The 12,077-nt window shown below is 65.6% G+C and carries 11 protein-coding genes and 2 pseudogenes; 5 read left to right on the top strand and 8 right to left on the bottom strand.

Annotated features, from left to right (window positions below; genetic code table 11):
• Positions 1 to 64: 64 nt before the first annotated feature.
• From EF294_RS14950 to macS, 4 genes are all read right to left on the bottom strand, one after another.
• On the bottom strand, positions 65 to 730 hold the full coding sequence (locus EF294_RS14950; RefSeq protein ID WP_123931722.1) for a nitroreductase family protein: 666 nt from the start codon (positions 728 to 730) through the stop codon (positions 65 to 67).
• Positions 731 to 1,227: 497 nt separating this feature from the next.
• A complete protein-coding gene (locus tag EF294_RS14945) occupies positions 1,228 to 2,814 on the bottom strand; it encodes a DUF2339 domain-containing protein (RefSeq protein WP_246007883.1) in 1,587 nt (528 codons plus the stop codon).
• A 527-nt stretch (positions 2,815 to 3,341) separates the two neighbouring features.
• Positions 3,342 to 3,983, bottom strand: coding sequence for a response regulator (locus EF294_RS14940; RefSeq protein ID WP_123931487.1), 642 nt, complete (start codon positions 3,981 to 3,983; stop codon positions 3,342 to 3,344).
• On the bottom strand, positions 3,980 to 5,188 hold the full coding sequence (gene macS / locus EF294_RS14935) for a MacS family sensor histidine kinase (RefSeq protein WP_123931485.1): 1,209 nt from the start codon (positions 5,186 to 5,188) through the stop codon (positions 3,980 to 3,982). Before macS ends, EF294_RS14940 begins: the two co-directional genes overlap by 4 nt.
• Positions 5,189 to 5,398: 210 nt before the next feature.
• Between macS and EF294_RS21690 the strand changes: the two are divergent.
• The 3 genes and pseudogenes from EF294_RS21690 to EF294_RS22565 all read left to right on the top strand — a co-directional run.
• Positions 5,399 to 5,596: pseudogene (locus EF294_RS21690) on the top strand (DoxX family protein); the annotation flags it as partial.
• A gap of 157 nt (positions 5,597 to 5,753) precedes the next feature.
• Positions 5,754 to 6,005: a hypothetical protein gene (locus EF294_RS14925; protein ID WP_246007882.1), complete on the top strand. Its 252-nt coding sequence runs from the start codon at positions 5,754 to 5,756 to the stop codon at positions 6,003 to 6,005.
• Positions 6,002 to 6,166 (top strand): annotated as a pseudogene (locus EF294_RS22565) (phenolic acid decarboxylase); the annotation flags it as partial. The gene EF294_RS14925 and the pseudogene EF294_RS22565, both read left to right, overlap by 4 nt.
• Before the next feature lie 57 nt (positions 6,167 to 6,223).
• Here EF294_RS22565 and EF294_RS14915 read toward each other — a convergent pair.
• Positions 6,224 to 6,823 (bottom strand): TetR/AcrR family transcriptional regulator, encoded by a 600-nt coding sequence (locus tag EF294_RS14915; RefSeq protein ID WP_123931483.1) that lies wholly within the window; start codon positions 6,821 to 6,823, stop codon positions 6,224 to 6,226.
• Positions 6,824 to 6,901: 78 nt separating this feature from the next.
• Here EF294_RS14915 and EF294_RS14910 point away from each other — a divergent pair, with 78 nt between their 5' ends.
• Positions 6,902 to 7,759: an alpha/beta fold hydrolase gene (locus tag EF294_RS14910; protein ID WP_123931481.1), complete on the top strand. Its 858-nt coding sequence runs from the start codon at positions 6,902 to 6,904 to the stop codon at positions 7,757 to 7,759.
• A 686-nt stretch (positions 7,760 to 8,445) separates the two neighbouring features.
• Entirely contained in the window at positions 8,446 to 10,821 is a 2,376-nt protein-coding gene (gene lon / locus EF294_RS14900; RefSeq protein ID WP_123931479.1) for an endopeptidase La, read from the top strand.
• 82 nt (positions 10,822 to 10,903) lie between these two features.
• Here the strand turns inward: lon and EF294_RS14895 are convergent, their stop codons facing one another.
• The 3 genes from EF294_RS14895 to EF294_RS22560 all read right to left on the bottom strand — a co-directional run bounded on the left by EF294_RS14895 (position 10,904) and on the right by EF294_RS22560 (position 12,056).
• Complete coding sequence (locus tag EF294_RS14895) at positions 10,904 to 11,311, bottom strand: PIN domain-containing protein (RefSeq protein WP_123931477.1); 408 nt, start codon at positions 11,309 to 11,311, stop codon at positions 10,904 to 10,906.
• Positions 11,308 to 11,520, bottom strand: coding sequence for a ribbon-helix-helix domain-containing protein (locus tag EF294_RS14890; protein WP_123931475.1), 213 nt, complete (start codon positions 11,518 to 11,520; stop codon positions 11,308 to 11,310). Before EF294_RS14890 ends, EF294_RS14895 begins: the two co-directional genes overlap by 4 nt.
• 83 nt (positions 11,521 to 11,603) lie before the next feature.
• The gene (locus tag EF294_RS22560; RefSeq protein WP_123931473.1) at positions 11,604 to 12,056 is read right to left on the bottom strand and encodes a hypothetical protein; all 453 of its coding nucleotides are present in this window, start codon (positions 12,054 to 12,056) and stop codon (positions 11,604 to 11,606) included.
• Positions 12,057 to 12,077 lie beyond the last annotated feature (21 nt).

Raw genomic sequence — 12,077 nt, 5'->3', positions numbered from 1 at the left:
TTCGACGACCGCCATGCCGAATCTGTCGACTGACGGAATCGGTGAACTAGCATGGGGTGCCGGGCTATCGCGTGAACGCGTTGCCGTCGAAGCGTTCTCGCGTCACAAAGTCCTCGACCGGTTCCCGCCGCAGCCGGGTGAGTTGTCTGACCGGCTTGCCCAGCGGTAGCACCGCCGCCAACGCGTGGGTGTCGGGGATCGCCAGGAGTTCGCGGACGCCGGGTTCCTCGGTGACGGCCATCGTGGTGATCGTGCCGCCGTATCCCCGAGAACGTGCGGTGGTGAGGATGTTCCATACCAGCGGATAGATCGAACCACCCGGCACCACGCCGATGCGGTCGAGCTCCTTGTCCATCGACGCCACGACCTCCAGATTCACCGTCACCACCAGCAGCACCGGCGCGGCGGCGAGCGGGGCGACGAACTCGTCGACGCCTTCGGTAGCGGCGAGGTCGGCGTCGGTGACCGCGCTGGGATGCACGACATTCCACGGCATTTCACGCGCCGCACGCTGGGCCAGATAGCGGCGCGCACCGGTCTTGCTCAATTCGGCAATCGCCTGCTTGGTGTCCGGGTCGCGCACCACGGTCACATGCGCACCCTGCCGGTTGCCGCCGCTGGGCGCAAAGCGCGCGGTATCGAGGATTTCCCACAGCACCTCGTCGGATATCGGGTCGTCGGTGAACTCGCGTGCAGCGAAGGTCGTGCGGATGACGTCGTCGAATTCCATGCCTCGATCCTCCCACCACCAACGCGGCATCTGTATCCGGCTGCCGAGCCAGACCTTCTGCTGCATCGCCGAGCGCGCCGGATTGCCCCCGCTCGTCCCCCCTTTTTTCGGGGTGGGTTCGATGGCCTTGTCGGTGCCGCCCTTGTAGATCGTGGCGTGGCAGATCGGAGTCGACCCGGAACCGGTACTCGAAGGCCTTCTCCAGCGTGGGCTCGCTACGCTGTCGATCAGGTCTCGCGACAACGCCTGTCCACCAAGCGTCCCGTGGGCGGCGTCGAGGACCTCGTGCACCATCATGCCGGCCTGACCCCGGTCGTCGTCCTCGGGATGATCGACGTAGGCGCTGCGGATGATGTCGGCGTCGGCGGCCCACTGCCCTGAATGCGTCGTTGCCGCCGTCGGGTCGTATCCATGACTATCCCTCGGCTGGACAACCCATTCGATGGTCTGGCAGCGCAGATCGTTGCCGCTGACAACTGGGCGCGCGGCCACGACGGTCATGGCGTCCTCGGGTGTGTCCGGCCGCCATCGGAGTTCAACGACTGTGCGTAGACCACACCGAGTGTCAACAGGAGCAATCCGACGACGATGAAGGCGATGACCCGGAACAGCCCGTCGAGGGCGGCGAGGTCGAAGAGGAACAACTTGGCGACCGCGGCGGCGACGATCACCAAGCTCACCGTTACCGTGAGGGTGCGGGACGAGCCGTGGAGTCGACGAGCCCAGATCAGTCCGGCTGCGGCGGTCAGCACCCATGCGATGGTCGCGACGGTATGACCCGCGCGGAACCCGCTGTCAGCGCCTCCGCTGATAGCGCCTCCGAGACCGACGCAGACCTCGGTGACCAGTCCCAGAGAGATCAGGCTGCCGATGGTTCCGATGGCGGGCACGTCGCTGCGACGAACGCGGGCCCACGACCAGGTGAGAGTGGCGACCGCGGCAAGCGATACAGCCGCGACGATCACCAGCTGAGCCTGCGTGGTTGCCGACAACGAGTTCCTGAGCACCATGCGATCGATGGCTCCGAGGGTTAGCGACCCGAAAAGCGAGAGGCCGGTGAAGACGGTGCCGACGATCCGCAACTGTAACGCCAATTGGTTTGTGACGCAGGCGCCAACAGCGACGACGAGACCGACACCGGCAAGCCCGATGACGAGACCGGGGCCGCCGAGACCGGCTATCAGCGCACCACAGGTGGCAACGGCACTCGCCGACAGCCACACCGTCTGCACCGCGGATGTGACACCGCGCAGCCGACCGGCGCCCAACGCCAGAGTCGCCAAGGCAACGGCTGTCAGCGCCAGCATGATCGAGGAGACCGCCGGGCCTGCGACTGCAGCTGCCCCGAGCATCGGGACCAGAGTGGCGCACGCGACCAGCGTCAGGATCAGTGGCTGCGTCGAACTGCGAAGCAGGACAAGCGCCGAGCTTGTCGCAAGGAGCATGTTGAGGCTCAGGGCGACGATGACGAACCACTCCACGTCATCCTGGTAGGTGAGCATACCCTCGACCACTGCGTAGCACAGGGGGAGCGTGGCGACGGTTGTATTGGTCGCAAACATCGCAATCCAGTTGCGGCCCAGTTGAATCCACAGGGTGGCGGTGGTGTAAACGAGCAAGAAGCCGACGAGTAGGTCATCGATCTCGCCAGTGATGAACGGCGCTAACGCCACGAGTGGGATGCCGACCATCAACGCCAGTGCCTGACTGTTCCACCAGTGCGCGACCCCGAGGCCACCTGCGGCAATGACCGCCGCCACAATCAGCGCGACGTAGTCGGGCACCCAGTGATAGATCGCGGTGATCGCCAGGACGTCGAACAGCGCGGCGGCCACGCCGGTGGCGACGAGGGCCGCAGCACCCGAACGCCTTCTGGCATCTCGGCCGAGAACGGTGCCGACGCCGACGAGTGCGACAGCCAATAGTGCGCCGCCGGCCACCCGTAGCTCCGGCCGGAGCAGACCGGCCTGCGCGGCCAGAACCAGTAACAGCACCACGCCGATCAAGGTGATCCCGACGCCGGCCGCGGCGAGGAGCTTGCCGACGAGTCCACGCTCGGCGGCCTGCGAGATCCGCTCGGACATAGTCCTTCTTGGTGTCATCGGCGGACGGTGGCCGGCCGGAGGATAGGGCGGACGGGGTGGCATCGACCCGACCGGCATGGGGTTGAACGGCATCGGCCCAACCGGCATCGCGTACGGTGCGGGCCGCACCGGCTGATAGGTGGGGATCGCATAGGGTGCAGGCGACTGGTGGTGATGAGGCGGGGACGGGACGGCCTGAGGTGCAACCGGTTGTGGCGCAACCGGCTGTGGCGAGGGCTGCGCCGTAACGGGCGCGGCACCGAGGATGCTCTGCAACGTCGTCATGTCGTCGGAGATGGAGGTCATGGAGCGGGCGATGTCGGCGAACTGGCCGCTGATCCGCTCGAGGACCGTGACCGTCGTGTCACTCGGGGCGGGCGTGGGCCCGCCTGGGGTAGGTGCGTGGTTCATGGGGACCACTGTGCTGGCTCGGAGGCCGCCGATCTTGAGTAGATCTACCCGGATGCCGTGAGTGAAGCCCGATGACCTGCTGAGAACTCTGGCCGGCGTCGTTCGGGCGGATGGTGTCAGTCGTCGTCGAGGCCGTGTTCGATGGCGTACCGTGCCAGTTCGACCCGGTTGGCCAGCTGTAGTTTCCGCAGGGTCGCCCCGACGTGGTTCTCGACGGTACGTGGGCTGATCGACAGCCTGGCGGCGATCTGCTTGGACGACAGACCCTTGGCGACCTCACGCAGCACCTGGGTCTCCCGGTCGGTCAGCACGGGGGTGTCGGGGCCCGGGTCGCGAGCGATCCGCCGATACTCGCCGAGGACCAATCCGGCCAGACCGGGAGTGAACACAGCCTGTCCCTCGGCAGTGGCGCGGACCGCGGCCACCAGTTCGTCGCGGTGCGCGCTCTTCACGAGATAACCGGTGGCACCTGCCTTGACGGCGTCGAGGACGTCGTCGCGCTCGTCGGATGCCGAGAGCACCAGCACGCGGGCGCCCGGGCAGACGGCGAGGAGTTCGCTGGTCGCTTGCGCGCCACTGCCGTCGGGCATCTGCATGTCCATCAGCACCACGTCTGGCTGGACCGCCGCGGCGCGGGCAGTGGCCGCGCGGACGCCGTCGGCTGTGGCGACTACCTCGAATCCTTCGTCGGTCAGGTCGCGGGCGACCCCGTCGCGCCACATCGGGTGATCGTCGACCACCATCACACGTACTGTCATCGCCGTCTGCCTTTCTCCACCGGGATCGTCAGCTCCCATTCGGTTCCCATGCCCGGCGCCGAATGTAGTTGTGCCCTGCCGCCGAGGTGCTCGATGCGTCCGACGATCGAACGATCGATACCCATCCGGCCTTCACTTCTCGCTTGCGCTAGCCGACCCGGTGCGATCCCCAACCCGGTGTCGCGGACGCTGATGATCACCTCCTCGTCGAGGTCCTCGAGAAGTACATAACTGTGCGCCTCGGGTCCGGCGTGTAGTGCGGAATTGGTGAGGATGTTGTCGATGGCCGACATCACTTCGGCAAGAACCGTTGCCGGCAGTGGAACCGGATCGGGCGGTGCGCTGACCGACACCCCGTCGGCGGCCAACGCTTGCAGTGCTGCACCGAGATCGGTCTGCGTGTCGGAGCCGCCGTCGGCCGGCCGTGCTGCGATCAGCCGGCGCAGGCGTTGCTCCTGCTGGGCCGCCAGACCTGCGAGTTGTGCTGTCTCACCACCGATCTCGGTGCCTCGTCGGGAGACCAGTGCCAGCACCTGCAGCACGCCGTCGTGGACCTCGCGGGCAAGGCGTTCGCGTTCGGCGGCCTGCGCGGCCGCGCGGATCGCGGTGGTCAGCCGTTCGTGGGTGACGCGCGCCCGCGACGCGGCGAGTCCGATCGCCATGCCGGTCATCAACAGCAGCAACGCGGTGGCGTTGCGGCCGAAGTTGAGCACGATCTCGCCCTTGACATAAAAGTTGGTCAACCCCACCGCGGCCCCGCCCAGCAGTCCCCACCAGGGCCCGCCCAGAAGTGCGCTGGAGAGAACGCAATTGGTCATCCAGAGTGTCGTCGGCCAGGTCTGGTTGTTCGCCACCCACGCCATGTCGGCGACGTAGGAGGTCGACAGCATCATCACCGCCGAAACCGCGACTTCCGACGCCACGAACCACCAGCGCCGGCCGAATCCCACGAGATAGCCCGCCGCCCACCAGATGTTGGCGACGGTCAACAAGCCGAACAACGCCCACGTCAGACCCGGCCGATCCAGGTCGTGGTTCACCACGATCTGAAAGCCCAGTGCGTAGCCGAAGGATGCGAGCCGGAAGATCTGCGCGGCCCGCCATAGCGGGCCTACGGGATCGAGGTCGTCGAGGCGTAGCCATGGTGGGAAGATGTGGTCGAGCCCGGTGGAGACAGGGGTGACCGATTCTGGTGATCTCGGCATCCTGTTCTCCGCGACGTCGGTTGGTGTGGTCGCGCACTCGCGACCAGGATGGTGACATCCGATCGTAACCACTGGAGGCGACATGGAGATCGCGTACTGGATCATCGCGGCGTAGCTGGCAGTGTTCTACCTGTATGTCGGCGGGACGAAGTTGACACAGTCAAGAGCAGTTGGCGCCCATGATGGCCTGGGCGGGCGCCACGATCCCGATGTCGGGCGATCGGCGCGGCGGAGGTGGCCGGTGCGATCGGTCTCGTCCTTCCCGAGATGGCCGGGATCGTGCCCGTGCTGTCGCTGATCGCGGCGATTGCACTCGCGGTGCTGCAACAGCTGGCCGGCGGATTCCACCTGTCGTGTGGCGAGATCAAGGGGAGTCCGCTCACGCGATGCCGTTGGTGCTGGCGGTGATCGTGGCATGGCTGGCAATCGCCGTGTGGCGCCCTCGCCGATTCGACGTGGGGAGGCGGGAGGAAGCGGGTCATCGTCCAATGTGACGGGGGTGCCCACTATTCGATGATCTGGTGGCCGTTGGGTTCACGCACATCTGCGAGGTTCGGGCCGATACGTGTCCAGCGTTGCCCGTCCGCCATGCGTGAGAAGCCGGCTGCTAGCCGGAGCGCTCGCGGCCGCGGCTGCGGCGGGAATGCTGATCGGCGCGGGTACTGCGTCGGGTGACGACGCCCTCGGTCGGCTCGACGACCACACCTGTCAGGGCGTCAGTGACCGCGTCGTCGATCTACCTCTCACAGTGGAAATCCGCGTACAGCAAAACCAGAAGCAGATCGTCTACAAACTCGTGGCGTCGGTTGGCGGGTGAAGGATCAACGCGTGGCCCTTGTGCAGCTCGACGACGACGGGTGCCAGGTGTCCTGGAATGAGTCAACCGGAACGAGCGTCGTTGTCAACGTCCCGCCGGGAGAGCGTAGATTCCACGGAACGATCTTCTTCCCACGATGGGTCGAGGAGAGTGGCTCCGCCACCGTCGAGTTCCGAAACGATCGCCTTGGTGAGATTGGGCGAATTCACGCCAATCGGCTACGCGCGCAAAGCATGCCATGCCGCAGTTGCGAGGTCGTCCGCGAACTCGAGCACGCCGCCGGGGTCGTATCGCCGGGTCAGGTGCGTACGTCCGATCTCCTGGGCGGGGCCGATCCACACACTCGACAGGACGTGGATCGGCACATCGCGTACCCGGCCGCCCGATCGCTGACGCTCGTACCACGAGCCGACGTCGGTGAAGAGCACAGAGGTGACGGCCGCTATCCGCTCCGCCGCCAGTACGGACACCTGTGGATCATGCAGCGTGTACAGCAGTCGTGCGCGATCCAGATTGTCGGTGACCCACCGGAGGTGAAAGTGCACAACCGCTCGTACGCCGCCCTCTGCATCATCGACATCGCCATTGCCCAAAGCGGTGAGCAGTCCATCTCGATAGTCGGCGAGCGCTCTCACCTGTAACTCGGCAGCAAGGTGAGCCTTGCTGGGGAAGTGGTGATACAAGCTGCCGGTGCTCGCCCTCGCTGCGCGCTGCACCGCTGACATCGTGGTGACGGCGTAACCGTCCGCGTCGAACAACGCCAGTGCTGCAGCGAGGATCGCGTCGCGGCGGGAGATGTCGAGTGCTTGCGCGGGCATGCGGCCATAGTAGACACTAGAGAAGTTCTCTAGAGAATATCTCTAGTTGCTGTGCGATCGTAGAGGAAGGCGGTTGAGGTGCGGATTGGTTTCATACCAGACCGTGAGGTGTACCCATTTCGATCGAGATGGTTCGCATCGTCATCGGGACGCGTGCATTACGTCGATGAAGGCGAGGGGACGCCGATGCTGTTCTGCCATGGATCGCCTACGTGGAGCTTCCTCTATCGGCGCGTGATCACCGGACTGCGTGACCGATACCGGTGTATTGCTCTGGACCACATGGGCTTCGGCCTGTCTGAGCGTCCGAGTGATTTCGGTTTCACCATTGTCGAGTTGACCGAGGTGCTCGGCGAGTTGGTCGATCACCTCGATCTCGACGGGTTCGTGGTGGTGGGCCACGACTGGGGTGGTCCGATCGGAGTCGGTGCAGCTATTCCGCGTGCCGAGCGAGTGCGGGGACTTGTACTGTGTAACACCGCTTTGTGGCCCATCGACGCGATGCCCAACCGCGCGTTCAGCGCTGTGATGAGTAGTCGACCGTGTCAGAGGCGGATACTCGACAACAATCTCCTGGTTGAGAAGTTCCTGATCGCCGGCCTCGGCGATGTCCTCAGTCCGCTCGAGGCAGATCACTATCGGCAGGTACAACCGAATCACGATGCGCGCGTGGCACTTGGCGTGATGCCCCGGGAGATTCGTGCGGCACGCGAATGGTTGTGCCGACTTGAGCGTGAGATCCCTGGTGCGCTGGGAGGCAAACCTGTCATCGCGGTGTGGGGCATGCGCGACGTGGTGTTTCGCCCCAGGGGGTGTTTGCCCCGCATCAAGCGCGACTTCGCCGACACCGAGGTTGTCGCGGTGCCGCGCGCCGGCCACTTCGTCCCCGAGGAAGCGCCTGACGAGATTGTGACGGCGATATCGCGTCGATTCTGAGCCGGTTCAGCCAGCGAGCCGAGGCCGTTGAGCCTCACGCGCATCCAACCTGGTCCCAGGTATGCGCAGCCTGCCGAGCAGGTCCGCGCCGTCGTGCAGCGGTTCACCGGCTAACGGTTCGGCTCCCGCTTTCATCTGCGACGGCACGAGCGGGTCATCGTCGCCCGAGACGGCATGACACTCATCCGGATGCACGCCGCCGATCTGCCGGGTGCCCGACGTGACCCGCCGCATCCGCACAACGACCGAACACGGCGCCGTGCAGTGGTCACCGGCGGTTCGTGCGCAGCGTGCCAGCGGAACCTTTTGTCGGGGTGGCTTTTACCTAATCCGCGGGGTCGCGACGGGACGCGCCGACGGTCGCCGAACTCGACCTTGTCTGCGGCGTGATGTACTGCTGGATCGGTTGGGAGATGGCGAGGGTGGGCCTGTTGGTCTCCCCTCCGCCGATCGCTCGTTGGTGCGAAGTCACGGCCCGAGGGGCTGGAGGCTGGTTGCCGATCATCGTCGTCAGATCCCGGCCGGGCGTGCCAAATCTGGACCGACCTCGGGTTTTGGTGTCCTGTAGGACACGCATCCGTCAGGTCGGCACATCACCGCGTCCGTTCGCCCACGGCGGAAACCACCTTGGGAACAAACTTCCTGCCAGCAGAGTTGAGTCCGTCAGACTGAACTTTGGAGGTTAGATGTCTGAGCAGACATATTCACTGCCGGTCCTGTTCGTTCCCGATCTCGTCGTCCTGCCCGGCATGGTTGTGCCGATTCCACTCGACGACGCAGCCCAAGCGACCGTGGATGCGGCTCGGGCCAGCGAGTCCGGAAAGCTGCTGGTCGCGCCGCGTCTGGACGACCGGTACCCGACCCACGGGGTCGTTTCGTCGATCGTGCAGGTCGGCCGCATCCCGGGTGCCGGCGCCGGGAGCGCAGCGAGCGGGCCGAATGGATACATCACCGCTGCCGTCGTCAAGGGGGAGAAGCGCGCGCACATCGGCACCGGTACCACCGGCCACGGCACCGCGCTGTGGGTCGAGGTGACCGAAATCGACGAGGCCGAGGCCACCGCCGAGACCAAGGCGCTCGGCGCCGAGTACAAGAAACTCGTCCTCGCAATGCTCCAGCGCCGTGAGGCGTGGCAGGTCATCGACGCGGTCAACAAGATGAGCGACCCGTCGGATCTCGCCGACACCTCTGGCTACTCGTCATGGCTGACCGACGTCCAGAAGCGTGAGCTCCTCGAGACCGACGACGTCGCCGCGCGGCTGCAACTGCTGATCGACTGGACCAGCGAGCACATCGCCGAGACCGAGGTCTCCGACAAGATCGCCGACGACGTCCGCAACGGCATGGAGAAGCAGCAGAAGGAGTTCCTGCTCCGTCAGCAGCTCAATGCCATCCGCAAGGAACTCGGTGAGGATGAGCCCGACGGCGCCGACGACTACCGCGGTCGCGTCGAGGCCGCCGACCTGCCCGACAAGGTCCGTGAGGCCGCGCTGCGCGAAGTCGGCAAGCTTGAGCGTTCGAGCGACCAGTCTCCGGAAAGCGGTTGGATCAGAACCTGGTTGGACACGGTGCTCGACCTGCCGTGGAATGTCACTACCACCGACTCGGCCGACATCAAGGCCGCGCGCGAGATCCTCGACGCCGACCACCACGGTCTCGATGACGTCAAGGACCGCATCGTCGAATACCTTGCGGTGCGGGCACGTCGGGCCGAGCGTGGCCTCCAGGTCGTCGGCGGCCGCGGCTCCGGGGCGGTGATGGTTCTCGCCGGCCCGCCCGGTGTGGGCAAGACGTCGCTGGGTGAGTCCGTGGCCCGAGCGTTGGGCCGCAAGTTCGTGCGCGTCGCCCTCGGCGGTGTGCGTGACGAGGCGGAGATCCGCGGTCACCGGCGCACCTACGTCGGTGCGTTGCCCGGTCGGATCGTGCGTGCCATCGGCGAAGCGGGATCGATGAATCCCGTTGTGCTGCTGGACGAGATCGACAAGGTCGGCTCCGATTTCCGTGGCGACCCCGCGGCGGCGCTACTCGAGGTCCTCGACCCCGCGCAGAACCACACCTTCCGCGACCACTACCTCGATCTGGATCTCGACCTGTCCGACGTCGTGTTCCTCGCGACCGCCAACGTCATCGAGAACATCCCATCGGCGCTGCTCGACCGCATGGAACTGGTCACGATCGACGGCTACACCGAGGACGACAAGGTGGCCATCGCCGGCGACTATCTGCTGCCCCGGCAGCGTGAGCGCGCGGCCCTGACCGCCGAGGAGATCACGGTCACCGACGACGCACTGCGCGAGATTGCCGCGAACTACACCCGTGAACCGGGTGTGCGGCAGTTCGAGCGGCTACTGGCCAAGCTGATGCGCAAGGTGGCGACCAACATCGAAAACGGTAGTGCGGCAGTACCGGTCACCGTCGGCGAGCCGGAGCTCAAGGATCTGCTGGGCCGTCCGCGCTTCACCCCCGAATCGGAGGAGCGTACCGCGGTACCCGGCGTCGCGACCGGGCTCGCGGTCACCGGAATGGGCGGCGACGTGCTGTTCATCGAAGCCAACCGTACCGATGCCGGTGAGGGAAAGGGCGGTCTGCAACTCACGGGCCAGCTCGGCGACGTGATGAAGGAGTCGGCGCAGATCGCGCTGTCCTATGTGCGTGCGCACGCATCCGAACTCGGTGTCGAACCGAAGGCGCTCGACGGGACCATCCACGTGCACGTGCCCGCGGGTGCGGTGCCCAAGGATGGACCGAGTGCCGGCATCACGATGGTCACCGCGCTGGTATCGATGGCCACCGGACGCAAGGTTCGCGCCGAGGTGGGCATGACCGGTGAGGTCACCCTCAACGGCCGGGTGCTCCCGATCGGCGGACTGAAGCAGAAATTGCTTGCCGCGCAACGCAACGGACTCACCCAGGTGTTCATCTCGCCGCGCAACGAGGCCGATCTGGACGACGTGCCGGCGGAGATCCTCGAGGATGTCACGGTGACGCCGCTTGCCGACGTCGCCGAGATCGTCAAGCGGGCTCTCGAGCCTGCCGCCGACGAGGTGAGTGCCGCGGCCTGATCTGCCGACGGTTCACGACAGGATCGAGCCCGGGGAGGTATGTCTCCCCGGGCTCGGTGGTGACGTGGGTATCCCGGTGCAGTCAGGGAACGATGGTCGGCGGCGATCCATCCATGAGTCGAAGAATGCTGAAGTGCCGATGATCGAGGGTTGCAATCAACGAAGTCTGATACGCGTCCGCGAGGACGATGTTGGAGGCATCGGTGACGCCGATCGGTATGTCGGAATATCGCTCGACGATGGCTGTCGCCGTGACGATTCGACTCCTCGTCATTGATGCCAGTTCCCATGCGCCGGAAGTCAATTCCGATAGGACCACCTGTTCGGCTCGAGTGCCGTGTCTGGTCAGTAGGAGATAGTCGAGTTCGGCGATGACGAACGGCGAAATGACCAGTGGACCGGGGTGGGATTCGATGATCTCGGCAGCGGCACTGTGCTGCGGTTCCGCGGAGTCGAAGTAAGCGAGAAGGGCGCTGGTGTCGAGGATCACTCTCCGAACCCGTTGAGTAGTTCCTCAGCGCGTTCGGCGATCGGCTCGTCGCCTACGAACAGACCGCCCCGCGGCCGGGGCTTCTGCCCGTCGAGCGCAGCACGGAGGGCTTCGCGCACCACCTCTGCCTCCGAAATCGAACGACGGCGGGCTTCGAGCTCAATGGCGCGTTTCAGATCGTCGGGTAGGTACAGGGTCGTCTTCGCCATGCCACGTATGGTACCGCCGGTGGTATGACGTGGCTCGGATTCCGGGCGTGGTTGGTCCGTACTCGAACCACGAGGGCGTTCGCTCAGCGGAAGATGTCGTTGACGATGTCGTCGCCGATGCCGAATCCGGCGCCCATGGCGATCGACCGCCCGAAACCGCTGCCGAGGAATCGCTGCAGCATTCCGCCGCCCTGTGGGGCTCCGTAAGCGGGCTGCGCATACTGGGCCGGCTGCTGGTACTGGGGTTGCTGATACTGCGGCTGCTGATACTGAGGTTGTGGGGTCGTCGGCGCCACCTGCTGCACGTGTGAATCGATCATCGCGTGCATCGACTGGAGCAGGTTGGTCATCTGACCCTCCTCGTCGCGGATCGCGAGCGCGACCTCCTTGAGGTCCAGCGCCCACTCACGGGCGTCGGAATTGCCGGATGCGGCTGCCGCCTGCAGCTTTTGGGCCAGCGCCGACAGCGCCGTCGCCGTCTGCTGTCCTTGCTGCTGCAACTGCTGATAGGCCTGATCGACCTGGTTCTCGTCCATGTGCACTCCTCATGACGCCGG

This window comes from Gordonia oryzae (assembly GCF_003797185.1).
Classification (GTDB): domain Bacteria; phylum Actinomycetota; class Actinomycetes; order Mycobacteriales; family Mycobacteriaceae; genus Gordonia; species Gordonia oryzae.
The sequence above is the reverse complement of the archived record's forward strand: the minus strand, read 5'-3'. Positions and strand labels throughout refer to the sequence as shown.

Bases quoted from the DNA above. Each gene is read 5' to 3' on its own strand.
- EF294_RS14950 (WP_123931722.1), bottom strand. From the start codon at position 730: ATGGAATTCGACGACGTCATCCGCACGACCTTCGCTGCACGCGAGTTC.
- EF294_RS14945 (WP_246007883.1), bottom strand. From the start codon at position 2,814: ATGTCCGAGCGGATCTCGCAGGCCGCCGAGCGTGGACTCGTCGGCAAG.
- EF294_RS14940 (WP_123931487.1), bottom strand. From the start codon at position 3,983: ATGACAGTACGTGTGATGGTGGTCGACGATCACCCGATGTGGCGCGAC.
- macS (WP_123931485.1), bottom strand. From the start codon at position 5,188: ATGCCGAGATCACCAGAATCGGTCACCCCTGTCTCCACCGGGCTCGAC.
- EF294_RS14915 (WP_123931483.1), bottom strand. From the start codon at position 6,823: ATGCCCGCGCAAGCACTCGACATCTCCCGCCGCGACGCGATCCTCGCT.
- lon (WP_123931479.1), top strand. From the start codon at position 8,446: ATGTCTGAGCAGACATATTCACTGCCGGTCCTGTTCGTTCCCGATCTC.
- EF294_RS14890 (WP_123931475.1), bottom strand. From the start codon at position 11,520: ATGGCGAAGACGACCCTGTACCTACCCGACGATCTGAAACGCGCCATT.
- EF294_RS22560 (WP_123931473.1), bottom strand. From the start codon at position 12,056: ATGGACGAGAACCAGGTCGATCAGGCCTATCAGCAGTTGCAGCAGCAA.